Source organism: Streptomyces sp. NPDC058683, from assembly GCF_042716195.1.
Taxonomy (GTDB): domain Bacteria; phylum Actinomycetota; class Actinomycetes; order Streptomycetales; family Streptomycetaceae; genus Streptomyces.
In genome coordinates this window covers 1-24,993 of sequence record NZ_JBHXSK010000052.1, presented here as the reverse complement: position 1 = coordinate 24,993, position 24,993 = coordinate 1, and the positions used below count along the sequence as shown (strand labels likewise).

General features: G+C 71.2%; 22 protein-coding genes, 3 tRNA genes and 1 pseudogene. 10 read left to right on the top strand and 16 right to left on the bottom strand.

The window, feature by feature from the left end; translation table 11 throughout:
* The first annotated feature begins 19 nt into the window (after window positions 1-19).
* The gene (locus ACFWXC_RS41385) at window positions 20-280 is read left to right on the top strand and encodes a DUF3073 domain-containing protein (RefSeq protein WP_384487449.1); all 261 of its coding nucleotides are present in this window, start codon (window positions 20-22) and stop codon (window positions 278-280) included.
* 86 nt (window positions 281-366) lie between these two features.
* Here the strand turns inward: ACFWXC_RS41385 and purM are convergent, their stop codons facing one another.
* From purM to ACFWXC_RS41350, 7 genes are all read right to left on the bottom strand, one after another.
* Window positions 367-1,437: a phosphoribosylformylglycinamidine cyclo-ligase gene (gene purM, locus ACFWXC_RS41380; RefSeq protein WP_384487369.1), complete on the bottom strand. Its 1,071-nt coding sequence runs from the start codon at window positions 1,435-1,437 to the stop codon at window positions 367-369.
* 31 nt (window positions 1,438-1,468) lie between these two features.
* Complete coding sequence (gene purF / locus ACFWXC_RS41375; protein WP_382543162.1) at window positions 1,469-2,998, bottom strand: amidophosphoribosyltransferase; 1,530 nt, start codon at window positions 2,996-2,998, stop codon at window positions 1,469-1,471.
* A gap of 221 nt (window positions 2,999-3,219) precedes the next feature.
* On the bottom strand, window positions 3,220-3,693 hold the full coding sequence (locus tag ACFWXC_RS41370; protein WP_384487367.1) for an META domain-containing protein: 474 nt from the start codon (window positions 3,691-3,693) through the stop codon (window positions 3,220-3,222).
* 18 nt (window positions 3,694-3,711) lie between these two features.
* Complete coding sequence (locus ACFWXC_RS41365; RefSeq protein ID WP_384487447.1) at window positions 3,712-4,509, bottom strand: sterol carrier family protein; 798 nt, start codon at window positions 4,507-4,509, stop codon at window positions 3,712-3,714.
* 14 nt (window positions 4,510-4,523) lie between these two features.
* Window positions 4,524-6,551, bottom strand: a complete 2,028-nt coding sequence (locus ACFWXC_RS41360) for an esterase-like activity of phytase family protein (protein WP_384487365.1) — start codon at window positions 6,549-6,551, stop codon at window positions 4,524-4,526.
* A complete protein-coding gene (locus ACFWXC_RS41355; RefSeq protein WP_384487363.1) occupies window positions 6,548-6,919 on the bottom strand; it encodes a hypothetical protein in 372 nt (123 codons plus the stop codon). Before ACFWXC_RS41355 ends, ACFWXC_RS41360 begins: the two co-directional genes overlap by 4 nt.
* A gap of 101 nt (window positions 6,920-7,020) precedes the next feature.
* Complete coding sequence (locus tag ACFWXC_RS41350; protein WP_384487361.1) at window positions 7,021-7,659, bottom strand: TetR/AcrR family transcriptional regulator; 639 nt, start codon at window positions 7,657-7,659, stop codon at window positions 7,021-7,023.
* Between the two features lie 95 nt (window positions 7,660-7,754).
* On the opposite strand from ACFWXC_RS41350, the gene ACFWXC_RS41345 reads away from it, so the two are divergent.
* On the top strand, window positions 7,755-9,209 hold the full coding sequence (locus ACFWXC_RS41345) for an MFS transporter (protein ID WP_384487359.1): 1,455 nt from the start codon (window positions 7,755-7,757) through the stop codon (window positions 9,207-9,209).
* 6 nt (window positions 9,210-9,215) lie between these two features.
* On the opposite strand, the gene ACFWXC_RS41340 is transcribed toward ACFWXC_RS41345, so the two are convergent.
* From ACFWXC_RS41340 to purS, 4 genes are all read right to left on the bottom strand, one after another.
* Complete coding sequence (locus ACFWXC_RS41340; RefSeq protein WP_384487357.1) at window positions 9,216-9,713, bottom strand: GNAT family N-acetyltransferase; 498 nt, start codon at window positions 9,711-9,713, stop codon at window positions 9,216-9,218.
* An 89-nt stretch (window positions 9,714-9,802) separates the two neighbouring features.
* A complete protein-coding gene (purL, locus tag ACFWXC_RS41335) occupies window positions 9,803-12,061 on the bottom strand; it encodes a phosphoribosylformylglycinamidine synthase subunit PurL (protein ID WP_384487355.1) in 2,259 nt (752 codons plus the stop codon).
* The gene (gene purQ, locus ACFWXC_RS41330; RefSeq protein WP_384487353.1) at window positions 12,058-12,738 is read right to left on the bottom strand and encodes a phosphoribosylformylglycinamidine synthase subunit PurQ; all 681 of its coding nucleotides are present in this window, start codon (window positions 12,736-12,738) and stop codon (window positions 12,058-12,060) included. Before purQ ends, purL begins: the two co-directional genes overlap by 4 nt.
* On the bottom strand, window positions 12,735-12,998 hold the full coding sequence (gene purS / locus ACFWXC_RS41325; protein ID WP_093501106.1) for a phosphoribosylformylglycinamidine synthase subunit PurS: 264 nt from the start codon (window positions 12,996-12,998) through the stop codon (window positions 12,735-12,737). Before purS ends, purQ begins: the two co-directional genes overlap by 4 nt.
* 358 nt (window positions 12,999-13,356) lie before the next feature.
* Here purS and ACFWXC_RS41320 point away from each other — a divergent pair, with 358 nt between their 5' ends.
* From ACFWXC_RS41320 to ACFWXC_RS41285, 8 genes are all read left to right on the top strand, one after another.
* The gene (locus ACFWXC_RS41320; RefSeq protein WP_351695523.1) at window positions 13,357-13,674 is read left to right on the top strand and encodes an Lsr2 family protein; all 318 of its coding nucleotides are present in this window, start codon (window positions 13,357-13,359) and stop codon (window positions 13,672-13,674) included.
* A 136-nt stretch (window positions 13,675-13,810) separates the two neighbouring features.
* Window positions 13,811-13,882: transfer RNA gene (locus ACFWXC_RS41315), tRNA-Gly, on the top strand.
* An 81-nt stretch (window positions 13,883-13,963) separates the two neighbouring features.
* Window positions 13,964-14,039, top strand: a tRNA-Gly gene (locus ACFWXC_RS41310).
* A gap of 138 nt (window positions 14,040-14,177) precedes the next feature.
* Window positions 14,178-15,104, top strand: a complete 927-nt coding sequence (locus tag ACFWXC_RS41305) for an ABC transporter ATP-binding protein (RefSeq protein ID WP_384487445.1) — start codon at window positions 14,178-14,180, stop codon at window positions 15,102-15,104.
* Window positions 15,101-15,925 carry an ABC transporter permease gene (locus ACFWXC_RS41300; protein ID WP_384487351.1) on the top strand — a complete coding sequence of 275 codons (825 nt, stop codon included), beginning with the start codon at window positions 15,101-15,103 and terminating at the stop codon, window positions 15,923-15,925. Before ACFWXC_RS41305 ends, ACFWXC_RS41300 begins: the two co-directional genes overlap by 4 nt.
* Before the next feature lie 32 nt (window positions 15,926-15,957).
* Window positions 15,958-17,214 carry a sensor histidine kinase gene (locus ACFWXC_RS41295; protein ID WP_384487349.1) on the top strand — a complete coding sequence of 419 codons (1,257 nt, stop codon included), beginning with the start codon at window positions 15,958-15,960 and terminating at the stop codon, window positions 17,212-17,214.
* On the top strand, window positions 17,211-17,825 hold the full coding sequence (locus ACFWXC_RS41290; RefSeq protein ID WP_351744512.1) for a response regulator transcription factor: 615 nt from the start codon (window positions 17,211-17,213) through the stop codon (window positions 17,823-17,825). The genes ACFWXC_RS41295 and ACFWXC_RS41290 overlap by 4 nt, the downstream gene beginning before the upstream one ends.
* 22 nt (window positions 17,826-17,847) lie before the next feature.
* A tRNA-Gly gene (locus ACFWXC_RS41285) sits at window positions 17,848-17,920 on the top strand.
* 71 nt (window positions 17,921-17,991) lie between these two features.
* Here ACFWXC_RS41285 and ACFWXC_RS41280 read toward each other — a convergent pair.
* The 5 genes and pseudogenes from ACFWXC_RS41280 to ACFWXC_RS41260 form a co-directional block, all read right to left on the bottom strand.
* On the bottom strand, window positions 17,992-18,891 hold the full coding sequence (locus ACFWXC_RS41280; RefSeq protein WP_384487347.1) for a phosphoribosylaminoimidazolesuccinocarboxamide synthase: 900 nt from the start codon (window positions 18,889-18,891) through the stop codon (window positions 17,992-17,994).
* A 96-nt stretch (window positions 18,892-18,987) separates the two neighbouring features.
* Window positions 18,988-20,481: a N,N-dimethylformamidase beta subunit family domain-containing protein gene (locus ACFWXC_RS41275; protein WP_384487345.1), complete on the bottom strand. Its 1,494-nt coding sequence runs from the start codon at window positions 20,479-20,481 to the stop codon at window positions 18,988-18,990.
* Window positions 20,482-20,808: 327 nt separating this feature from the next.
* On the bottom strand, window positions 20,809-22,572 hold the full coding sequence (locus tag ACFWXC_RS41270; protein ID WP_384487343.1) for a hypothetical protein: 1,764 nt from the start codon (window positions 22,570-22,572) through the stop codon (window positions 20,809-20,811).
* 278 nt (window positions 22,573-22,850) lie between these two features.
* Complete coding sequence (gene purD, locus ACFWXC_RS41265; RefSeq protein WP_384487341.1) at window positions 22,851-24,122, bottom strand: phosphoribosylamine--glycine ligase; 1,272 nt, start codon at window positions 24,120-24,122, stop codon at window positions 22,851-22,853.
* Window positions 24,123-24,244: 122 nt separating this feature from the next.
* Window positions 24,245-24,993 (bottom strand): annotated as a pseudogene (locus ACFWXC_RS41260) (DNA polymerase III subunit gamma and tau); the annotation flags it as partial.

Below are 24,993 nucleotides of genomic sequence, written 5' to 3'. Positions count from 1 at the left end.
TCACCGAGGGGGTCGAGCCATGGGGCGCGGCCGGGCCAAGGCCAAGCAGACGAAGGTCGCCCGCCAGCTGAAGTACAACAGCGGTGGGACTGACCTGTCACGTCTGGCCAGCGAACTGGGCGCTTCGACTTCGGACCAGCCGCCGAATGGCGAGCCGTTCGAGGACGACGACGAGGACGACGACCCGTACGCCCAGTACGCGGATCTCTACAACGACGATGACGACGAGGACGAGGACGACCAGTCCGGTCCCCAGTCTCAACATCGTCGCGGTGCGTAATGCCCGCGGCTGCTTAGCCGTTCACTGACCCGGTCCGGGGTTCTGCCGCCGGACCGGGTTTTGTGCTGGCCTCGCGGCCGGTCGGCCTATGCGTAGTCGCCGACCAGCTCCGCACCCGTGGTGTGCTCGCCGCGCTCGGTGATCTCGCCGGCCACCCATGCGTCGACCCCGCGGTCGGCCAGTGTGGCCAGCGCCACATCCACCGATTCCTGCGGGACCATCGCGATCATGCCGACGCCCATGTTGAGCGTCTTCTCCAGTTCGAGCCGCTCGACGTTGCCGGTCCGGCCGACCAGGTCGAAGATCGCACCCGGCGTCCAGGTGGCCCGGTCGACGGTCGCGTGCAGGTGGTCCGGGATGACCCGGGCCAGGTTCGCGGCGAGTCCACCGCCGGTCACATGGCTGAACGCGTGCACCTCGGCGGTGCGGATCAGGGCCAGGCAGTCCAGCGAGTAGATCTTGGTCGGCTCCAGGAGTTCCTCGCCGAGGGTGCGGCCGAGCTCCTCGACGTGCGCGTCGAGCGCGAGTCCGGCCTGGTTCAGCAGAACATGCCGGACCAGGGAGTACCCGTTGGAGTGAAGCCCGGAGGACGCCATGGCGATCACCGCGTCACCCGTACGGATACGATCCGCGCCGAGCAGCCGGTCGGCCTCCACCACGCCCGTACCGGCGCCGGCCACGTCGAAGTCGTCCGCGCCGAGCAGGCCCGGGTGTTCAGCGGTCTCGCCGCCCACCAGGGCGCAGCCGGCCAGCACACAGCCCTCGGCGATGCCCTTGACGATCGCGGCGACCCGCTCGGGGTGGACCTTGCCGACGCAGATGTAGTCGGTCATGAAGAGCGGCTCGGCGCCGCACACCACGATGTCGTCCATGACCATGGCGACCAGGTCATGGCCGATCGTGTCGTACACGCCCAGCTGCCGGGCGATGTCGACCTTGGTGCCCACGCCGTCCGTGGCCGAGGCGAGCAGCGGGCGCTCGTAGTGCTTCAGGGCGGAGGCGTCGAAGAGGCCGGCGAAGCCGCCGAGGCCGCCGAGGACCTCGGGACGCTGCGTCTTCTTCACCCACTCCTTCATCAACTCGACGGCGCGGTCGCCCGCTTCGATGTCGACGCCGGCAGCCGCGTAGGAGGCACCGGAGGACGTGGTCTCAGACATTGCCTGGGATCTTTCGGGTTGGTGACGGGGCTTACGGGCGACGGATCGCGTCGGCCGCGGCCGTGGCTGCCGGACCGGCGGCCAGTTCGGTCTCCAGGAGCTGCTTGCCCAGCAGCTCGGGGTCCGGGAGCTCCATCGGGTACTCGCCGTCGAAGCAGGCACGGCAGAGGTTCGGCTTGGCGATGGTGGTCGCCTCGATCATGCCGTCGATGGAGATGTACGCCAGGGAGTCGGCGCCGAGCGAGGTGCCGATCTCCTCGATGGTCATGCCGTTGGCGATGAGCTCGGCGCGGGTGGCGAAGTCGATGCCGAAGAAGCAGGGCCACTTCACGGGCGGCGAGGAGATCCGGATGTGGACCTCGGCCGCGCCCGCCTCGCGGAGCATGCGCACCAGCGCCCGCTGGGTGTTGCCGCGCACGATCGAGTCGTCGACGACGACCAGCCGCTTGCCCCTGATGACTTCCTTCAGCGGGTTCAGCTTCAGCCGGATGCCGAGCTGCCGGATGGTCTGCGAGGGCTGGATGAAGGTCCGGCCGACGTAGGCGTTCTTGACCAGACCGTTGCCGAACGGGATGCCGGAGGCCTCCGCGTAGCCGACGGCCGCGGGAGTGCCGGACTCCGGGGTCGCTATCACCAGATCGGCGTCGACCGGGGCTTCCTTGGCCAGCTTCCGGCCCATCTCCACGCGGGAGAGGTAGACGTTCCGGCCGGCGATGTCGGTGTCGGGGCGGGCCAGGTACACATACTCGAAGACACAGCCCTTGGGCTTCGCATCCGCGAATCGTGAGGTGCGCAGGCCGTTCTCGTCGATGGCGACGAACTCGCCCGGCTCGATCTCGCGCACGTAGCTGGCGCCGCAGATGTCGAGGGCGGCGGACTCGGAGGCGATGACCCAGCCGCGCTCGAGGCGGCCGAGGACCAGCGGGCGGATGCCCTGCGGGTCACGGGCGGCGTAGAGGGTGTGCTCGTCCATGAAGACGAGGGAGAAGGCGCCCCGGACCTTCGGCAGGACCGCGTGCGCGGCCTCCTCGATGGTCAGCGGCTTGCCGTCGGTGTCGACCTGGGCCGCGAGGAGCGCGGTGAGCAGGTCGGTGTCGTTGGTGGCGGCGACCCGGGTGGACCGGCCGTGGGTGTCCTTCGGGAGGTCGGCGACCATCTCGGCGAGCTGCGCCGTGTTGACGAGGTTGCCGTTGTGGCCGAGTGCGATCGAGCCGTGCGCGGTGGCACGGAACGTCGGCTGGGCGTTCTCCCAGACGGAGGCGCCGGTGGTCGAGTAGCGGGCGTGACCGACCGCGATATGACCCTGGAGCGAGCTGAGGGAGGTCTCGTCGAAGACCTGGGAGACCAGCCCCATGTCCTTGAAGACGAGGATCTGGGAGCCGTTGCTGACCGCGATACCCGCGGATTCCTGGCCCCGATGCTGGAGGGCGTACAGCCCGAAGTACGTGAGCTTGGCGACCTCTTCACCGGGGGCCCAGACACCGAAGACGCCGCAAGCGTCCTGGGGGCCTTTCTCACCGGGGAGCAGATCGTGATTGAGGAGACCGTCACCACGTGGCACGGCACCGAGTGTAGGCGAGATCGACCACTGGTCCGAATTGGGGATACCCGGCCGTAATGGATCTACGACCGCGGACGCGTTGGTGGCTTTCTACATTTCCGCTGGTCAACGCGGTGGGAGGATTCTCCAGCCGAGGCACGTTCGTGCGGACCGGCACCCGCGCAACCCCCTCACACCGTATCTCTGAGTGAGGTGTCGCACATCATTCGGGGCACCGGAGGTCACTTCCTGGACAGCTCGACCCGGTCGCCGCCGGCGGTGGTGAGGGTGAGTTTCCTGCCGTCCACCCGGGTGGTGAGCGGCCCCGCGGTGAGGGTGCCGGCGAGGGCGCGTTCGAAGGTCATGCGGGTGTTGTCGCAGGCCATGCGGGTGGTGCGGGCGTTGCTCAGCCGGATCCGGTCGTCCGTGACCTTCGCCGTGGCGCTGAACTGGTTGCACCCGTAGTTGCCGATGGCCCTGCCGTCGTCGATCTTCACGTGGGCATGTGCCGGGGCGCGCCGGGTGGTGCCGTCCACGGTCACGCTGTCGACGGTCCACTCGATCCCGGTCACCGGTGGCTGGGTCCCCACCGAGACGCCGGCTTTCTCACCGCCGCAGGCCACCGCGAGGGGGACGAGAACGGCGGCCGCCGTCATGGTCAGGGTCCTGCGCTGCGTGCGCTGCTTGTACCCGTACATGCCGGTTCGACGGAACACCCCGGTTGATCGGTTCCCTCAGCTCATGAGGGGCAGCAGGGCCCCGAGGTCCGCCCGCTCCCCGCTGGCGCTGACCTTGGCGTCCGCCAGGGCCTCCGTCCACTCCAGCCGTCCGGTGGCCAGCCGGATCCAGGTGAGCGGATCGGTCTCGACGACGTTCGGCGGGGTGCCCCGGGTGTGCCGGGGGCCTTCGACGCACTGCACCACGGCGTACGGCGGCACCCGCACCTCGGTGGAGCCGCCGGGCGCCTTGACCGCGAGCGCGTCGGCGAGCAGCCGGGTGCAGGCGGCCAGGGCCTGCCGGTCGAACGGCGCCTCGGCTCCCGCGACGGCCGCGTTGAGGTCGTCGGTGTGGACGACCAGCTCGACGGTCCGGGTGACCAGGTAGTCGTCCAGGGACATCGCGCCGGCGCTGGTGGCGAGCAGCCGGGTGCCGGGGTGTGCGGCGAGGAGGTCGCGGAGGCTGCCGTCGGCGTCGGCGAGGTAGGCGTCGAGGTCGGGGTGGCCGTCGGCGAGCGTCCGGGTGAAGTTGGCGATGGCGGCGGAGTTGCCGGAGGTCCCGAACGGCCAGTCGAGGAGGACCGCGTCGGCCTTCGCCGGCTCGGGCTGGTCCAGGGCCCGCTGGACGGCGGTCACGGCCATGCCGATGTGGGCGACGAGGTCCCGTACGGTCCACTCGCCGAGCCGGGTGGGGAGCGCGAGCTGCTCGGGGGTGAGGCCCTCGACGGCCGCCCTCACGTTGCCGAACTGGGCGAGGACCGCGGCGCGGGTCTTGGCCGGGTCGTAACTGCGGGCACGCTTCTTGGCCTGGGGCATGGCGGTGAGCCTATTCATGGGCGCAGCTTCACGGCGAACGAGTAGAGGCGGGTGATCTGGTCCCCGCTGTCGTTGTCGTCGGAGACCAGGTAGAGCGGGCGCCAGCCCTTGTACCGGCCGGAGGTCCAGGGGGTGCCGATGGCCATGCCCTCCGCGTTGTCGACGAGCGGGTTCTGCGGGGAGGAGGACGGGACGGCGATCTGGCCGGGGCCGCCGACGGGGCAGGTCGACAGGTCGACGACCAGTTCGGTACCGGCGAGGATCTTGGCCGGCTGGTGCCAGAGGGAGGTCATGCCGGTCACGTCCGCCGCGTCGGCGACGGAGAGCTGCACGATCCGGATGGCCGTGCCGAGGCCTGCGGTGTACTGGCGTTCCAGGGCGAGGAGATGCCCGTCGTCGTCGATGGCGGTCAGCTCGGACAGGTACATGCCGTCGTCGGCCAGGAAGGCGTACTGCCAGTCCGGGGTGTAGCTGCCGCCGGACGTTCCCGCGTAGCGCTGGATACGGATGATGCCCCGGCCGCGCTGGTCGCCGTCCTCGGCGAGCGGGGCCTCCCAGCCCGCGTAGAGATGGCGGCCGTCCGGGGAGGCGGTCAGGGACTCGATGCTGCGGCCGGTCTGCGCGGAGCCCTGCGGCCAGTAGCGCAGTTCCTTGCGGATGGGGAAGTCCTTGCCGATCTGCCGGCCGGTGGCGATGTCGAAGCGGCGGATGGCCGGTCCGGTCTCGGCGGCGATCAGCATCGTCCTGCCGTCGGTTCTGCCGCCCCTTTCGATGACCATGGCCTCGCCGTCGTACCAGTTGTCGAACAGCTTGCCATCGGCGTGGCGCAGGGGCACCGCGGTGTCGGCGCCGGGGCTGAGATCGAGGGGGGACCCCAGAGTGAGCGGCCAGACCCGGCCCGGGGAGTTGTCGGCGAGCGCGAGGGCCTTGACGTCCTTGCCCTGCGAGACCAGGGCGAGGGCGGACAGCCCGTAGATCTTCTCGTAGTCGACGTTCGCCTTGTTCAGCTTGTCGGAATGATCGAGCAGTACGGCGCGGGGCGCGGCGGCGTCGGACGGCGAGGGGACCGCGCAGGGACCGCCGGCGGCCGCCGGGTGGGTGTCGTGCCACCAGTGGACGAGTGGCTGGGTGCCCAGGCCGAGGACGAGACCGAGGGCGCCCGCGGTCACGGACAGGACGGGGGTGCGGATGCGCTGCCAGCGTGTGGGAGGGGAGGGCGGGGGACCCATGATCCGCCGGGGCGATACCGCGGCATTGTGGACGAAGCCGAGTCCGCCGACGCCGTTGTGGTCTTCGTCCTGTGGTTCCTGCGGCACCTCGGGCCTGATGGCGACGATGCGTTTTCTGACCTCCTGGAAGAGGTCGCGCAGACTCAGCATCTCCGGCCCGTCGGCCAGCCCCTGGCGCATGACGTCGACCAGGGCGCCGGTGAACAGGGTGCAGCGTTTGGGGTCGGGGGCGTGGGAGGGCCGGTCGCGTGGCGCGGAGGTCATGACGTAGGCGCCCTCGACGTCGTGCAGGGTCCGCAGGGCCGTCTCGACGTCCTGGCGGTGGCCGTCCGTCATCTCCGTCAGGACCTGGCCGCTGAAGCAGCAGTCGAGGATCAGGACCCGGCGCAGCGCGGAGCCCGTGTCGCGGATGGCGCGGCGGACGTCGCTGGAGCGGACACAGGTGTCCGGCTGGTCCTCGACCGAATCGGGCAGGGTGAGCAGCAACTGCCGTTCGTGGCGGTCGATGAGCCCGTGACCTGCGTAGTAGACGATCAGGGTGTCCTCGGCGAGCTCGGCCGCCTGCCGGATCGGGCGGACCAGGTCGGCCGGGGAGGTCGGGTTGGGGACCGAGCGGATCCGCTTCTGGTCGTCGGGGATGCCCCAGACGTCCGGGTCCGTGAGCGCGGCCCGCAGGTCCGTCAGGTTGTGCTTGACGCTGCGCAGCGGGTCCAGGTGGGCGTAGTTGTCCACTCCGATCAGCACACATGCGGAGCGCTCCGGGTCGATCCGGCCCAGACTCCCGACCATGGGCGTCTGTGCGGTGCCCGTCACCCCGGCTCCCCGTCCGAGTCGTCGGTCTCCCCGAACCTGCGCAGCAGTTCCGCCACCTGGTCGGGGTCGGCTGCGGTGATGTCGATGCTGACCCGGGACCGGGGCCGGTGACTCCGCCGCCACGCCAGATACGACAGGTGGAGCTGGCCCACGCTGCTCACGGCGGTCAGCACCGCGAGAACGGCGTCCAGGCCGGGGCCCATCCGGCCGGCGTCGGCGTCGGCTTCGGCGACCCGGGTCACCCGGATCTGGCCGCGCAGGGCACGGTCGGCCGCCAACCAGTCGTACAGGGACCGCAGTTCTTCCTCGCGAGTAGTACCCGCAGCCTCGAACCTGATCTCCATCCGGCCGCTCCCCAGCTCGCTCACGGATGTGTCCGACTGTCCAACTACCCCATGGACATCGGTAGTTGGCAAGTCACTTTTTCCCGGAGGGTAGCGGTGAAACTCCTGTGCCCGAAGAGGTGGCCCTACTCCTTCACGGCATATCCCCGGAGCCCCTTTTCGACCAGGCCGAAGGCGGCGCGGGCGCGTTCCGGGGCGTCGGCGGCGATGGTGTCGATGTCCTCGCCCTCGGCGAGCCTGCGCTGGTGCTCCTCGATGAGGGCGTTGCGGGCGTTGCTCAGCGTGGCGGCGGCGATGGTGGCGAGCGTCAGGTCGCCGGTCTCCTCGGCCAGCAGGGCGGCCATCTCCCGGGCGGCCTTCTGCATGGTGAGGAAGACGCGCTCCGTCAGGGCGGGCGTCTCCAGGACGAGTCTGCGCAGCTGGTGGGAGATCGGATCGGCGTTCAGGCCGATCGAGGGGTCGCGGGTCTCGACCATCTCCAGGAACTGCTCTCGTACGGCGTCCACCGCGGACTGCCCGGGCCGCCGCTCCCGTACCGCGCGGGCCGCGTCGCCGAAGTGCTCCTCCACCGGGGCGAAGACCAGGTCCTCTTTCGTACCGAAGTAGTTGAAGACGGTCATCTTGGAGACTTCGGCCGCGTCGGCGATCTCCTGCACGGAGACGGCGTCGAAGCCGCGCTCGACGAAGAGGGCGATCGCGGTGTGCAGGATCCGCTGCGCCGTCTGCTGCTTCTTGCGCTCGCGCAGCCCCATCGCCTCACCCATGAGAGCACCGTACCAAGGCGAAATTTAGCCCCGGATGAAATCTAATCCAGGATGAAAGATTGACCGGGTACACAACCATCGGGCATGGTGCTGCCATGACCGAGACTCAGCGCAGAATAGGCCTGTTCGTCTGCCTTGTGACGATCGTCCTGGCCGTGCTCGACACGCAGATCGTGTCCGCGGCGACCGTCCCGATCGTCCGGGACCTCGACCCCGAGCACGGCATCGGCAAGATCCCCTGGCTGGTCAGCGCGTACGCCCTCGCATCGGCGGCGGTGCTCCCGCTCTACGGCAGGCTGTGCGACGCCTTCGGCGCCAAGCGGGTCCTGCTCGGCGCCATCGCCACCTTCCTGGCCGGCTCGGCGCTGTGCGGCGCGGCCCGGACGATCGGGGAACTGATCGCGGCCCGGGCGGTACAGGGCCTCGGCGCGGGCGGGCTGATGAGCGTGACGATGGTGGTGCTCGCCCAGCTCAACGACCCCGGGGAGAAGAGCCGCGGCGGCAGGAACGCCGGGATGGGCGGGGTGGTGGCCGGCGGCGGCATGGCCCTGGGCCCCTGGATCGGCGGCCTCCTCGCCGACCACGCCGACTGGCGCTGGGTCTTCTACATCAACCTGCCGCTCGGCCTGCTCGTGCTGGCGGTGGGCGCCCTGGTCCTGAAGCTCCCCCGGCAGGAGGTGAAGCACGCGATCGACTACCTGGGCGCGGCCCTGGCCGCCGCCTTCTCCACCGCGCTCCTGCTGGTCACCGACTGGGGCGGAAAGAAGTACGCCTGGTCCTCACCGGAGATCGCCGGTCTGCTGGTGACCGGCGTGGCGGCCCTCGTGCTCTTCCTGCACCGCCAGCGCACCGCGGCCGAACCGATCCTGCCGCTCTCGATGTTCCGGATACCCGAACTCCGCTGGGGTTTCGCCGTCCAGGCACTGATGGGCGCGGCCATGACGGGCGCGATCTACTACGTCCTGCTCTATGTCCAGATCGCCCGGGGCGTGCCCAGCTCCTCGGCCGGGCTGTACCTGCTTCCCCTCGCCGTGGGCATGACCGCCGTCGGCATCGCCACGGGCCGGCTGGCCGACCGCGGCTGGTCCGCGCGGACGTTCGCGATCAGCGGCGCGGCGGTCTCCTGCGCGGCCTTCCTGCTGCTGTCCACCACGGACCCGCACACCTCCCTGTGGCAGCTGCGCGCCGCACTGGTGCTGATGGGCGTCGGCTTCGGCCAGCTCCTCGGCCAGCTCATCCAGCTGGTGCAGGACGCGGCCCCCCGTCACCAGCTGGGTGTGGCCACCACCGCCATCCGCTTCTTCCAGACCCTCGGCACGGCCGTCGGCGCGTCCCTCTTCGGCACGATCGTCATCCGCCTCTACGACGGCCCGGGCGGCACCCCGGACGCGGTACCGCACCTCACGGGTACGGCCAGGACGGCCGGCATCGAGGCGTACGTCTCCGCCACCGACACGGTGTTCCTGTGCGCGGCGGCGGTCATGGCGCTGTGCGTGCTGCTGGCGTCACGGCTGCCGAAGACGCGGGTGCGGGAGGCCGTACCCGCGTAAGGGCGGTCAGCGGGGCGTGATGACCCAGTGGTTGCTGTGGATGACCCGGTCGGCGAAGTCGACGTCGACCTCGCCGAGGAGGCGGAAGCCGAGGGACCGGCAGATGCCGTTCGAGGGGCCGTTGCCCGTCGCCGGGAACGCGTGGATGTCACCCCAGCGGTCCTCGTCCCGGGCCTGCCGGAGAAGGGTGCGGGTGGCAAGCTTGCCGAGGCCACGTCCCTGGAACTCGGGCAGGACCATCCACCCGATCTCCGAGAACGGCTTCCCGTCCTCGTCGTGCGCCCAGACGCACACATTTCCCGCGACGACCTCGGGGGCACCCGGATCAGGGACGATCATCTTGATCCAGGAGGTGTCGGCCGCCGCGGCCTCGGCGTCCCGGCGCACTTTGTCCGCGATGCCCTCGACGGGCAGCGGACCGCCGAGTTCCTTCATCATCACGGGGTCACAGCGCATACGGACATAGGCGTCCACGTCGTCCTGGGTGACGTTTCGCAAGTGCATGCCAGCAGGATGGGGTGTCCGGCCCGGGCGCGAAAAGGCCCCGGCCGGAAACAGGAATCCGGGCGGGGCCTTCGTGACCGCAGGACCGACTACGCGAGCAGCGCCTCGATCGTGCCCTCGTGGGCTTCACGGAGTTCGGTCAGGGAGAGTTCGAACTCGCCCTGGATCTCCACCGAGTCGCCGTCCACGACACCGATGCGCGTCACCGGCAGGCCCCGCGCGCCGCACATGTCGTTGAAGCGGACCTCCTCGGAGCGCGGCACCGCGACGATCGCGCGCCCGGCCGACTCGGAGAGGAGGAACGTGAACGCGTCGAGCCCGTCCGGTACGACGAGACGCGCGCCCTTCCCACCCAGCAGCGCCGACTCCACGACCGCCTGGATCAGACCGCCGTCGGACAGGTCGTGCGCCGAGTCGATCATGCCGTCGCGGGAGGCGGAGATCAGGATCTCGGCCAGGAGGCGTTCGCGCTCCAGGTCGACCTTCGGAGGCAGGCCGCCCAGGTGGTCGTGGACGACCTGGGACCAGGCCGAACCGCCGAACTCCTCGCGGGTGTCGCCGAGGAGGTAGAGCAGCTGGCCCTCCTCCTGGAAGGCAACCGGCGTGCGGCGGGCGACGTCGTCGATCACGCCGAGGACCGCCACGACCGGGGTGGGGTGGATGGCCGCCTCGCCCGTCTGGTTGTAGAGCGAGACGTTGCCGCCGGTCACCGGGGTGCCCAGCTGCAGACAGCCGTCCGCCAGACCGCGCACGGCCTCGGCGAACTGCCACATCACCGCCGGGTCCTCCGGCGAACCGAAGTTCAGGCAGTCGGAGACGGCGAGGGGCTTGGCGCCGGTCGTCGCCACGTTCCGGTAGGCCTCGGCCAGCGCCAGCTGCGCGCCCGCGTACGGGTCCAGCTTGGCGAAGCGGCCGTTGCCGTCCGTCGCGATGGCGACACCGAGGCCGGTCTCCTCGTCCACGCGGATCATGCCGGAGTCCTCCGGCTGGGCGAGGACGGTGTTGCCCTGCACGAAGTGGTCGTACTGCGAGGTGATCCACTTCTTGGAGGCCTGGTTGGGGGAGCCGACCAGCTTCAGGACCTGGTCCTTCAGCTCCTCGGCGGTGGCCGGCCGGGCCAGCTTGTTCGCGTCGTCCGCCTGGAGGGCGTCCTGCCAGGACGGGCGGGCGTAGGGGCGCTCGTAGACCGGGCCGTCGTGCGCGACCGTGCGCGGGTCGACGTCCACGATCTTCTCGCCGTGCCAGAAGATCTCAAGGCGATCGCCGTCGGTCACTTCACCGATGACCGTCGCGATGACGTCCCACTTGGCGCAGATCTCCAGGAAGCGGTCGACCTTGGCCGGCTCGACCACCGCGCACATGCGTTCCTGCGACTCGCTCATGAGGATTTCCTCGGGCGAGAGGGTCGAGTCGCGCAGGGGCACGTCGTCGAGTACGACGGTCATCCCGCCGGAGCCGTTCGACGCCAGTTCGCTGGTCGCGCAGGACAGACCGGCCGCGCCCAGGTCCTGGATGCCGACGACCAGCTTCTCGGCGAAGGCCTCGAGCGTGCACTCGATCAGGAGCTTCTCCTGGAACGGGTCGCCGACCTGGACGGCGGGGCGCTTGGAGGGCTTCGCGTCGTCGAAGGTCTCGCTCGCCAGGATCGACGCGCCGCCGATGCCGTCGCCGCCGGTCCGGGCGCCGTACAGGATGACCTGGTTGCCCGCGCCGGAGGCCTTGGCGAGGTGGATGTCCTCGTGCCGCATGACACCGATGGCACCGGCGTTGACCAGCGGGTTGCCCTGGTAGCAGGCGTCGAAGACGACCTCGCCGCCGATGTTGGGCAGGCCCAGGCAGTTGCCGTAGCCGCCGATGCCGGCGACGACGCCGGGCAGGACGCGCTTGGTGTCCGGGTGGTCGGCGGCGCCGAAGCGCAGCGGGTCGACCACGGCGACCGGGCGGGCGCCCATCGCGATGATGTCGCGGACGATGCCGCCGACACCGGTCGCGGCGCCCTGGTACGGCTCGACGTACGACGGGTGGTTGTGCGACTCGACCTTGAAGGTCACGGCGTAACCCTGGCCGACGTCGACGACACCCGCGTTCTCGCCGATGCCCACCAGGAGCGCGTCGCTCTGCGGGGCCTTCTCGCCGAACTGGCGGAGGTGCACCTTGGAGGACTTGTACGAGCAGTGCTCGGACCACATCACCGAGTACATGGCGAGTTCGGCGCCGGTCGGGCGGCGGCCGAGGATCTCCACCACCCGCTCGTACTCGTCCTTCTTCAGGCCGAGTTCGGCCCAGGGCAGCTCGACGTCGGGGGTCGCGGCCGCGTGCTCGACCGTGTCCAGAGGCGTCCGGCTCATGCGTTGACCAGCTTCTTGAGGATCGAGGTGAAGAACGGCAGACCGTCGGTGCGGCCGGAGCCGATGAGCGGCTCGACGGCGTGCTCCGGGTGCGGCATGAGGCCTACGACATTCCCGGCCTCGTTGGTGATGCCGGCGATGTCGCGGAGGCTGCCGTTGGGATTGAGGTCGAGATAGCGGAAGACCACCCGGCCCTCGGCCTCCAGCTTGTCGAGCGTGTACTCGTCGGCGACGTACCGGCCGTCCATGTTCTTCAGCGGGACGTGGATCTCCTGGCCCTCGCGGTAGTCACCGGTCCAGGCGGTCCCCGCGTTCTCCACCCGCAGCTTCTGGTCGCGGCAGATGAAGTGGAGGTGGTTGTTGCCGAGCATCGCGCCCGGGAGCAGATGGGCCTCGGTGAGGATCTGGAAGCCGTTGCAGATACCGAGGACCGGGAGACCGGCCTTCGCCTGCTCGATGACGGTCTCCATCACCGGCGAGAAACGCGAGATGGCGCCGGCCCGCAGATAGTCGCCGTAGGAGAAACCGCCGGGGAGGACCACCGCGTCGACCTGGTGGAGGTCCTTGTCCTTGTGCCAGAGGGCCACCGGTTCGGCACCCGCGAGCCGGATCGCGCGCTGGGTGTCCCGGTCGTCGAGACTTCCCGGGAAAGTGACGACGCCAATACGAGCGGTCACTTGGCCGCCTCCGCGACTTCATCCACCCGAACGGTGAAGTCCTCGATCACGGTGTTGGCGAGGAAGGATTCCGCAAGATCGTGGATGCGGGCGAGCGCGGCCTCGTCGACCGGCCCGTCAACTTCCAGTTCGAATCGCTTTCCCTGACGGACATCGGAGATGCCTTCGAAACCCAGGCGTGGCAGCGCACGCTGGACCGCCTGGCCCTGGGGGTCGAGGATCTCCGGCTTGAGCATGACGTCGACTACGACGCGTGCCACTGGCACTCCCGGTGTTGTGGTGCTGGCTGCTGAGCAGGCGCTGCCGGGGCTCCGACAGGTGTCTTCAGACTACCCGCACAAAATTTCTACGCGAGTAGAGTTGTAGGAAACTACGTGAGCCGCATCACGATCGGGTGACAGCGGGGGATCCGCACGAAAAGTTCTGGGAAAGTTCCCCGGGTTCGCCCATGACATCTATTGCGCCCGGGACACGCGGGCGGATTTAGTCGGGCTTCACTTTGTATTGCCAGGCACTGTACAAATGAATTGGCAATAGCCGATACTCGGCACGTCATCTCCGCCATCGCGTCATCGCCGATGAGCTGTATAGACGTGCCACACGAAGGGACCGATATTCGTGGCGCAGAAGGTCGTGGTCACTCTCTTTGACGACATCGACGGCTCGGAAGCGGCGGAAACGATCGCCTTCGGACTCGACGGCAAGTCGTACGAGATCGATCTGAATCAAGCCAACGCCAAGGAACTGCGTAAGGCCCTGGAGCCGTACGTGACGGCCGGCCGCAAGCGGTCGAAGTCGGGCAAGGCGTACAAGCAGACGGAGGTCGCCCCCGACCCAGCGGCCGTCCGCGCCTGGGCGCAGGCGAACAAGATGGATGTCCCGGCGCGCGGCCGTATCCCGAAGAAGGTCTACGAGGCGTTCAGCGCCGCGCAGTGAGACGCGGCTCGGGCTGTCCTCAGGGACCGTCACCGGCCCCCGAGGACAGCCGACTTGCGCTACCCCCCTGCTGATCAGCTAATGTCTGGAGCACGCCGAGGGGCGCGGCCGAAAGGCCGGAACCCACGGAGTACATGCGGGTGTAGTTCAGTAGCAGAACATCCCCCTTCCAGGGGGAAGGCGCAGTGTGCAATTCCTGTCACCCGCTCTGCACCGCCGGTCCTGGTCATGCTTGTGGATCAGGTAGGCTGGTGCTCGCACCGATCGGTGGGAGCCGGTCGGGAGCAGTGCGGACGTAGCTCAGTTGGTAGAGCGCAACCTTGCCAAGGTTGAGGTCGCGAGTTCGAGCCTCGTCGTCCGCTCCAGCTCGTAGGAGAAACCCCAGTCATATGACTGGGGTTTTTTCATGCACCAGAACGGGTCCTGACATTTGTCATGGCGAGTGATGACACCGCGCACTGCTGCCGGGCCCGGTCTCCGGGGACGCTCGTTCCATGGAAGCCATGGAAGACAACGAACACGTGATTGAGGTCACAGACCTTCGTCGTGTCTACGGGGGCGGGTTCGAGGCGGTCCGCGGAGTCACCTTCTCCGTGAGCCGCGGGCAGATCTTCGCGCTCCTCGGCACCAACGGCGCCGGAAAAACGTCCACGGTCGAGCTGCTGGAGGGCCTCGCCCCGCCGAGCGGGGGCCGGGTGCGGGTGCTGGGCCACGATCCGCACCGGGAACGGGCCGCCGTACGGCCACGCACCGGCGTGATGCTCCAGGAGGGCGGCTTCCCGTCCGAGCTGACCGTCGGCGAGACGACCCGGATGTGGGCCGGCTGTACGACCGGAGCCCGGCCGACGGCCGAGGCACTCGGCCTGGTCGGACTCGCCGGCAAGGCGGACGTCCGGGTCAAGCAGCTCTCCGGCGGTGAGCGGCGCCGCCTCGACCTGGCACTCGCGCTGCTCGGCCGGCCCGAGGTTCTGTTCCTGGACGAGCCGACCACCGGCCTGGACGCCGAAGGGCGCCGGGACACCTGGGAGTTGGTGCGGTCCCTGCGCGACGCCGGGACCACCGTCCTGCTCACCACGCACTATCTGGAAGAGGCCGAGGACCTCGCCGACCGGCTCGCGATCCTGCACGAGGGGCGCATCGCGGCCACCGGAACACCGGGCGAGGTGACCGCGGACCGGCCCGCACGGATCTCCTTCGAGCTGCCCCTCGGGTACTTCGTGGGCGACCTGCCGCCGCTCGCCGCCCTGGGCGTGTGCGGGCACGAGACCGCCGGCCGGGCCGTACGGCTGCGGACCCGCGAGGTGCAGCGGACCGCCACCGGGGTGCTGGCCTGGGCCCAGCGGGCCGGGGTCGAGCTGGACCGGCTGGAGGTGCGGTCGGCCTCGCTGGAGGAGGCGTTCCTGGGGATCGCGAAGGAGGCGGTCGTATGAGCACGGTGGACGGCGGCCGTACGAGCACGGTGGAGCTCGGCGGGCGCCGGGCGGTGCGCGCCGCGTCCCGGCGCCGGCTGGGTGCGCTCGCCCGCGCCGAGCTGCTGCTCCTCGGCCGCAATCGCGGTGCGGTGCTCACCGCGCTGCTGGTGCCGCTCGCCCTGCCGTTCAGCGTGCGGCCCGCCATCGACCAGATCGACCTGAAGACCCAGGGGCTGAACGTCGGCACGCTGATGCTGACCGCCGCGACCGGGTTCTCCTTCCTCTTCGCCGTGTACACGTCCCTGGTGAGCGCGTACGTGGCCCGCCGGGAGGAGCTCGTCCTCAAACGGCTGCGCACCGGCGAACCGGCCGACGCGGAGATCCTGGCCGGCACCGCCCTGCCCGCCCTCTGCCTCGGCCTGGCCCAGGCACTGGTGCTCACCGTCGGCTGCGCGGTGCTGCTCGACGCGGGCGCGCCCAAGGCGCCGTATCTCACCGTGCTCGGGCTGCTCCTGGGCCTGCTGCTCAGCGCCGCGCTCGCCGCGCTCACCTCGGTGGTCACCCGGACCACCGAGAGCGCCCAGGTCACCGCGCTGCCGCTGGTCTTCGTCTCGATGCTGGGCTCGGGCATCGCCGTGCCCACGGACGTCCTGCCCGACCGGGTCGCCTCGGTCTGTGAACTCCTCCCGCTCTCCCCGGCCGTCCGGCTGGTCCGCGCGGGCTGGACCGGCGAGCTCGGCGGCTACGAGGTGATGGGCACCGTCCTCACCGCGCTGGCCTGGACCGTGGTCGCGGTGTTTGCTGTACGGCGGTGGTTCCGCTGGGAACCCCGGCGCTGAGTGGAGACGGGACAGGACGGGACGGGACCGGGATGAGCGGGGCAGCTGGCTGGTGGCGGGCGAAGACCACGCCCGCCAAGGTCGAGACGTACACACGCTGGTCGTTCCACTTCTTCGCGGTGGTCGAGGTCACCGCGATCGGACTCCCGGTGCTCGGGGAGACGAGGTCGGCGGTCTCGGGCTGGATGGTCGCGATGGTCGTCGTCCACGCGGTGCTCTGCGCGCTGGCCGCCTCCCGGGCGCTGGACTGGACGCGGGGCCGCCGGGAGCAGCCGGTGCGGCTGCTGTGGGTGCTCGGCGCGGCCACCTACGTCTTCGCCGTCACCGCCCTGGTGCTGCGCAAGCACGGCGGGCCGGGCGACGACATGGACAGCGCGGCGGCCACCGTCTTCGTGGGGATCATGGCCTTCGGGGCCGGCACCACGGCACTCGGGGTCCGCAACCGGCTGCGGGCGGTGGCGTTGATCGCGGGCTTCGCGTTCGGGGCGGGCCTGGTCTCCTTCCCGCTGGCCTGGCCCGGGACCGCCGTGCTGGTCACGGCGTTCGCGGTGTTCTTGGCCGGCGGCTTCCTCGCCGCCACCTCGGTCTTCTCCCTCTGGCTGCTGAACGCCGTCTACGAACTCGACGAGGCCCGGGAGACCCGTGCCCGGCTCGCCGTCGCCGAGGAACGGCTGCGGTTCGGCCGCGATCTGCACGACGTGCTCGGCCGCAACCTCGCCGTCATCGCCCTCAAGAGCGAACTGGCCGTCCAGCTCGCCCGCCGCGAACGGCCCGAGGCCGTGGAGCAGATGATCGAGGTGCAGCGGATCGCCCAGGAGTCGCAGCGGGAGGTACGGGCCGTCGTACGGGGCTACAGGGACGCCGACCTCGCGGCCGAACTCGCGGGCGCGCAGGGCGTGTTGACCGCGGCCGGCATCGACTGCGCGGTGACCGGCGACACCGCCGGGCTGCCCGCCGAGGTGCAGTCGGCACTCGGCTGGGTGGTCCGGGAGGCGACCACCAATGTCCTCCGGCACGGGGACGCGGGACGGTGCACGGTGAGTCTGCGGGTACTGGAGGGGCACGTGGTACTGACGGTGGAGAACGACGGGGTCGCTGTGCGGGGCCGCGGTGCCGGGGGCGTCGGCGGGGGTGGCGGGTCGGGGATCGCCGGGTTGCGGGAGCGGCTCGCGGTGGTGGAGGGGACGCTGGAGGCGGGGCCGGTGGGGGCGGACGGGTTCCGGGTGGTGGCTTCGGTGCCGCTGGCCGGTCGTACGGCCGGTGCGAAGGTGAGCGGAGTCACCTCATGACCTCTCCGGTACGGCTGTTGCTCGCCGACGACGAGCATCTGATCCGGGGTGCGCTCGCCGCGCTGCTCGGCCTCGAGGACGACCTCGTCGTGGTCGCGGAGGCGGCCACCGGGCCGGAGGCGCTCGCCATGGCACGGGCCCATCGGCCCGACGTGGCGGTACTGGATCTGCAGATGCCGGGGGCTGACGGTGTGAAGGTCGCCACATCCCTGCGCGCCGAACTGCCCGGCTGCCAGGTGCTGATCGTGACCGGCCACGGCCGCCCCGGACATCTGAAACGGGCCCTGGCCGCCGGTGTGCGCGGATTCGTCCCGAAGACGGTCAGCGCGCAGCGGCTCGCGGAGATCATCCGTACCGTGCACGCGGGAAACCGCTACGTCGACCCGGAGTTGGCCGCCGACGCGATCTCCGCCGGGGACTCGCCGCTGACCGCGCGGGAGGCCGAGGTGCTGGAACTGGCGGCCGACGGGGCGCCGGTCGCGGAGATCGCCGAGCGGGCCGCGCTGTCGCCGGGAACCGTACGGAACTACCTCTCCTCGGCCGTCACCAAGCTCGGCGCGGAGAACCGCCATACGGCAGTACGTCTCGCGCGGGAGCGAGGTTGGGTATAGTTGCTCTCGCGCCACGGCGCATGCGGACGTAGCTCAGTTGGTAGAGCGCAACCTTGCCAAGGTTGAGGTCGCGAGTTCGAGCCTCGTCGTCCGCTCAGAAAAGAAGGCCCCCGGTTTCCGCCGGGGGCCTTCGGCGTTCCCGGGCCGGGGCCCGGGGGTGCCTGCGTCACGACCAGGTGTTGCCCGTCAGCCGCTCGTACGCCTCGACGTACTTCGCCCGGGTCGCCTCGACCACCCGCTGCGGCAGCGGCGGCGGGGGCTGCTCGCTCCTGCGGTCCCAGCCGGACTCGGCCGAGGTCAGCCAGTCGCGCACGTACTGCTTGTCGAACGAGGGCTGGGCCCGGCCCGGCTCCCACTCGTCGGCCGGCCAGAAGCGGGAGGAGTCCGGGGTGAGGACCTCGTCGGCGAGCACCAGGGTCTCGCCCTCGAAGCCGAACTCGAACTTGGTGTCGGCCAGGACGATGCCCCGGTCTCGGGCGATGTCCCGGGCCCGCCCGTACACCGCGAGGGTGGCCTGGCGCAGCTGGGCGGCGGTCTCGGCACCGACCTGCCGGGCGACCTCCTCGTACGACACGTTCTCATCGTGCTCGCCGACCTCCGCCTTGGTGGCCGGGGTGAAGATCGGGGCAGGCAGCTCGGAGCCGTCGACCAGGCCCTCGGGGAGGGCGAGCCCGCACACCGTACGGGACTCCTGGTACTCGGCGAGGCCCGAGCCGGTGAGATAGCCGCGCGCCACGCACTCGACCGGGAGCATCTTCAGGGACTTGCAGACCAGGGTGCGGCCCGCCCAGTCGGCGGGGGCGCCCTCGGGCAGCTCGGTGCTGATGACGTGGTTGGGGGCGAGGTCGGCGAGCTTGTCGAACCACCACAGGGAGAGCTGGGTGAGCACCCGGCCCTTGTCGGGGATCTCGGTCGGCAGCACCCAGTCGTAGGCGGAGATGCGGTCGCTGGCGACCATCACGAGGTCCCCGGCCGCGTTCTGGTACAGCTCGCGCACCTTGCCGGTGTGCAGATGCACCAGACCCGGCACCTCGACGGGCTCGGGCTTTTCGACGAATCCGGACACGGTTCCTCCCCGTGGTTCTGTACAGGTGCCCCCGATTCTCCCGTATGCCGGAGTGCCGCCGGACACGGGGTTCGGACCTGTTGTCCTCAGGGACGGTCAGTCCCGTTTGCAGATGCGGTCCAGGAGGTTGGCGGTGGCGCGCTGGACGCGGGGGTCGATATGGCCGGGGCGGTCCAGGGCCGGGGACCAGGCGAAGGTACCGGACGCGAAGACCAGGGCGCCGGAAGGGGCGCGGTAGAGCGAGGTCTCCTGGTGGCGCAGGGCGCCGTCGTTGTCGGCGTAGGGGGAGTGGGCGAGCAGGATGCGCTCCTCGTGCTCGGGCAGCGCGGTGCGCGGGAAGTAACGGTCGGCCTCCCCGGCCACCAGACCCGGCAGTTCGTCGCCCTCCTGCGCGCCGGTGGCCTCCCAGAGCCAGTGGCCGGCGTTGCGCACGATCAGGGGGTACGGCTCGGGCACCCGGCCCGCGTACTGGATGCCGACCGTCTGCTGCTCGGGCCGGTCGATCTCGCGCCAGAGCACGGGCCTGCCCGGACCCTTGCGCTTTCGGCAGGTGAGCAGACGGTCCGCGACCCCGGACGGGGACGGCCCCAACTCCACCTGCCAGTACATGGTGTTGGCGGAGAGGAAGACCAGCGAGGTGCCGCTGTCCCGGGCCAGATCGACCGTGCGGCGCATCCGCGGCGACCAGTACTCGTCGTGGCCAGGGAAGACCAGGCCCCGGTAACGGGTGGGGTCGACACGGCCGGCGTGCAGGTCGCGGGCGTCGGCGTAGGCGAGGTCGTAGCCGTAGCGCTCGGCCCAGCGGATGAAGTCGTAGGCGTGGCCGACGTGCAGGGGCAGGCCCGCGCCCGCGTACGGCCGGTCGAAGGAGACGGTGGTCGCCGCGTCACCCTCGCCGAGCAGCCGGCCCCGCTCGTCCCAGGCGTGGTAGAGGCTGGCGCCGGTACGGCCGTCCTCGGGGTAGAGGTTGTACGCCTGCCAGGTGATGTCCGGCAGCAGCAGGAGCAGGTCGGCGGGGTGGTTGTCGCGGATCGTGAAGGGCACGTGGGAGCGGTAGCCGTCGGCCGTGGTGAGCACGGCGACATACGCGCCGACGCTCCAGTACGACGGGACCTGCAACCGCCAGGACAGCCACCAGTGGTGGCAGGAGACCGTACGGTCGGCGGCCAGCGGCGGGGGCTGCACGATGCCGGACAGCCGCGGGCTGGTGGTGATCTTGGCGGCGCCGTCGCCGCCGTAGTGGCCGATGCGGTAGATGTCGACGCTGAATTGCTGCGGCGGGTCGACGGTGATGTGGAAGTCGACGGCCTCGCCGGGGGAGACCGCGCCGGTCGAGGCGAATCCTTTGATCTGCCGGTGCACGTCGTCCGCCGAGCGGGGGCCGACCGCACTACGGGGTGCCGGGATCCGCGGGTTCTCGCCGGTGGGCTGTGGCCGGCTCGGGTCGACGTACCAGGGGACGACATGACCGGTGTCGTCGAAATAGGTCTCGCTGCCGCGCAGCCAGGGGACGGGACCCTGGCCGAAGGGGTCCGTGACGGCGTGCGCGAGTGCTCCCGACTCCCAGCGGCGGATGTGGTCCGATGCCATGGTGGCTCCCCTCCCTCGTGCCCCCGTGAGGTGTGCTGATACGAGTCGTTGTGTGGTGGTACGGGATTACGTGGCCGAGCTTGTGCTGTTCCGGTCGGGCCTGGTTCGCGCCCGGTTCGTGCCTGGTTCGTGCCTGTTTCCGGTTTCGCCCGTGGTGCTGTGCGGGCTCCGCGGGCCGTGATTGTGCCGTCTGCCTTATGTCGGATGCGCTTGCCATTCCACCGAACGGTCCCAGCACATCACATAACGCACGCGTCCGGTCACGGTTCGTTGCGAATTTGCCTGAAGTGGAACAGTTCGCTCCGCTAAAGCGTCGAAACGCCGAGGTCAGACCAGCCGTACGGGCTTCTCGGGACGTATCCCGGACTCGACCAGCCAGGCCCGCAGCGGGGCCGGGTCTCCCTCCTCCACGAGGCTGAGGACTCTGGGCGTCAGGTCGGCGGCCCGCTCGCCGTCGACCAGCAGGGACGGGCCGTCGAGCCAGTCCAGGCCGGGGGTGGCTCCGGCGGTGTCCACGGCCGCGCAGCACACCATCGCCGTGACGTGGTCGGCGAGCAGCTCGCGGGCGGTACGCGGGGGCTGGAGGGGGAAGAGGGGCAGCGCGCAGTCGTCCCAGAGGGCGCTGTCGGGGCCCTGCCCGGCGGGCGCGGGTGCGCGCGCGTCGGGTCCGGGGATGACGGCGGCGGCCTCCTCGCGGGCGAGGGCCGCGGTGAGCCCTGCGGCCAGGGCGGCGCTGCGCTCGGTGCCGGTGGCTTCCTCGGCGTCCTCGTCGTAGGCCGGGGGCGCCTTCGGCCTGCTGTGGGCGGCCGGGTCGGTCAGGTGGTCCAGGACCCGGGCCAGGGTGGGGCCGCCGGGGTCGGGGGCGGCGGGGTCGAGGGTGGCACGGACGCCGAAGGAGTCCAGGACACGGTGCAGCCGGGCCGCCTCGGTACGCCAGGTGCGGTCGACGACCTCGTCCGGATACTCCTGCCAGGCCACCGGCGACCAGTCCGGGCCCGGCTCGGCGGGGCCGCCGTGGAAGAGACGGGCGGCGAGCAGCGAGGCGGCCTCGTCCACCAGGCCCGGCTCCTCCAGCAGGTCGCAGGCGGGCCGCTCGCCGAGCCGGGAGGCGAAGCCCTCGGCCAGCCGGTCGCGCCGGGACAGCTCGGTGAGCGCCGCGACCACGCCCGCGTCCAGCCGGGACGGCCAGCGGCCCATCCGCCAGGCGGGCAGCGCGACCCGGGTGAGAAGACGGTCCCAGCCGGCGTAGGCGAGGCCGACCTGCTCCTGGGCGACGATCCGCAGTCCGTAGTCCACGGCCTGTGCGCGCTCGGCGGCCGCGGCGGCGACCCCGCGCTCCATCAGCGTGGCGTGCTCACGGCAGCCCCGCAGCAGCACCCGGGCCACCCAGCCGAAGCCCGCGCACACCAGCCGGGTCGCCGGACATCGGCCGCTCGTCGAGGAGACGGCGACCGCCGCGTCCAGCCCGCGCACGAAGCGGCGGGCGGCCGCTATGTCCGGGTGCGCCGAGGGTCCCGTACCGGCGACGACCGGGGCGAGGACCGCGCGCAGCTCGCCGACGCGCATCCACCACAGGAACGGGGAGCCGATGACGAGCACGGGGGCGGCCGGGGTACGGCGGTGCGGGCCGGGGTTGCCGAGCTCGTCGCCGCCCTTGGGCGCGGGCGGGCCGTGCGCCGGGTGGGTGCGGTCCTCCAGCCAGCTGTCGCAGTCCGGGGTGAGCGCTATGGCGGAGGGCACCGGGACGTCGAGGCGGTCGGCGAGGTCGCGCACCATGCGGTACAGGTCCGGGGCGGACTCCTCCAGGATCGGGACCGTGGGGCTCACGGCCGGCCGGGCGCGGGCCACGACCAGGGCGATGCCGGCGGCGGCCAGCAGCACGACGACGGCGAGCACACCGACGATCCAGCGGGCCGTGTCCCAGCCCCGGCCGACGAAGTGACCGGTGGAACCGCCGGTCAGCAGGATCACCGTGGCCGCCGCGGGCAGCAGCGCCACGGCCAGGGCCCGGCCGCGGATACGCAGCACAGCGAGGGCCCGGGTACGCGCTGCCTGCGCTCCCGCCTCCACACCGATACCGGTACTGGTCACGTCCGGACCTCACCCCCTCCCTGCTGTCCTGGTGCCGTCCTGGCTGTTGCTCACTCCCCCACTGTGGCACCCGCCACTGACATCGCAATGCCGGTGGGCCAAGTGCCGGAACGCTTGCGCCGCACCCTAGTTGGGGCCTCGGCCCCCGTCAGCCGGATGGGGCATCGGTCACTCGATGGAATGGCTTTGGTCAGAGGTGATCGACAGACAGCAACGATCAGGCCCCGGATTTTCGGGGTCCGGGGCCTGACCAGGAGCGGTGCACGCATGGAGGCCGCTCAGGCCTCGGCCGCCTCAGCCGCCTCGGCCGCCGCCTTCGCCGCGATGTCCGTACGGTGCTGGGAGCCGTCGAGCCCGATCCGCGCCACGGCCGCGTACGCCCGCTCACGCGCCTGGGTCAGATCCTGACCGGTCGCGGTCACGGAGAGAACCCGGCCGCCGGCGCTGACGACCGCCTCGCCGTCCCGCTTCGTCCCCGCGTGCAGGACGTAGGCGTGCGGGGCGTCCTCGGCGGCCACCGTGTCGAGGCCGGTGATGGGGTCGCCGGTGCGCGGGGTGCCCGGGTAGTTGTGGGAGGCGACGACCACGGTGACCGCGGCGTCGTCGCGCCAGCGCAGCGGCGGGAGGTCGTCGAGGGTGCCGTTCGCGGCGGCGAGCAGGACGCCGGCCAGCGGGGTCTTCAGGCGGGCGAGGACCACCTGGGTCTCGGGGTCGCCGAAGCGGGCGTTGAACTCGATCACCCGGACACCGCGCGAGGTGATCGCGAGGCCGGCGTAGAGGAGACCGGAGAACGGGGTGCCGCGCCGCCGCATCTCGTCGACGGTCGGCTGGAGAACGGTCTCCATGACCTCGTCGACCAGCTTGGGGTCGGCCCAGGGCAACGGGGTGTACGCCCCCATGCCGCCGGTGTTCGGCCCCTGGTCCCCGTCCAGGGCGCGCTTGAAGTCCTGGGCGGGCTGGAGCGGGAGGACCGTCACACCGTCGGTGATCGCGAAGAGGGAGACCTCGGGGCCGTCGAGGAACTCCTCGATGACGACGCGGTCGCACTCGGCGGCGTGCGCCGTGGCGGCCGCCAGGTCGTCGGTGACGACGACGCCCTTGCCGGCGGCGAGCCCGTCGTCCTTGACGACGTACGGTGCCCCGAAGGCGTCGAGGGCCTCGGCGACCTCATCGGCGTCTGTGCAAACGTACGAACGGGCGGTGGGCACGCCGGCCGCCGCCATCACGGCCTTGGCGAACGCCTTGGACCCCTCGATCTGCGCGGCCTCCCCGGAGGGGCCGAAGACCGGGATGCCCGCCTCGCGCACGGCGTCGGCGACCCCGGCGACGAGCGGGGCCTCCGGGCCGACGATCACGAGATCGGCGCCGGTCTCCCGGGCCAGGGCGGTGACGGCAGCGCCGTCCAGGGCGTCGACCGGGTGCAGTTCGGCGACCTCGCCGATACCGGCGTTGCCGGGGGCGCAGTGCAGCGCGGTGACGTCGGGATCGAGGGACAGAGAGCGGCACAGGGCGTGTTCGCGGGCGCCGCTGCCGATGACGAGGACCTTCACGGGGGTCAGCGTAGCCGGGTGCACCGACTGGAGGATTCTCCAAGGGGGTGGAAGGTGGAGCGGAGGGCAAGGCCGGAGAACGCTCGGCTCCCGTTTCCCTCACCGTCGGCGCGCGCCGCGCCTCACTCGTTCTGGAACTCCTCCACCACCGTCGCCCCCAGCTCCCGCACGATCAGTTCATGGCCGGAGAGGGCCGACTCGTCGAGATCCGGGTCGTCCTCCTCGGGGATGTCGTCCTCGGGAGACACCGGAGGCGGTTCGGGGGCCGCGGGCGGCGGGGTCGGAGCCGCTGCCCTCGGGGCGGACGGCGGGGAGCCCTGGGGCGTGGCCGTCGGCCCGGGCTGGGACGCCGCCGGGCGGGCCGGGGCCGCCGGGGCGGAGCCGCCGTAACCGGACGACGCCGCGGGTGCGCCGCCGAAACCGCCGCCGGGCTGACCGCCGCCGTAGCCGGGACCGGCCGGGGCCGAACCGCCGCCGCCCGTCGGGTCGACGATCGCCTCGATCCGCCACTGCACGCTGAACTGTTCGGCCAGCGCCTGCCGCAGCACGTCCTCGCTGCCGCTGCTCGCGAAGTTGTCGCGGGCGCCGGCGTTGACGAAGCCGAGCTGGAGGGTGGTGCCGTCGAAACCGGTGACCTGGGCGTTCTGGCTGAGGAGGATCCAGGTGAAGCGCCGGCGGTTCTTGACCGCTTCGAGGATGTTCGGCCAGAGAACACGGGGGTCCAGCCCGCCGGCAGGGGCGGCCGGGGCGGCTGGGGCCGAGGCCGCCGGGCTTGGCTGGGCCGGCTGGGCCGCCGGGGTGCCCGTGCCCGTGGCACCGCCCGCTGCCGCCGTGCCCGCGCCCGCGGCCGAGGCCGTGGGCCAGCCGCCGG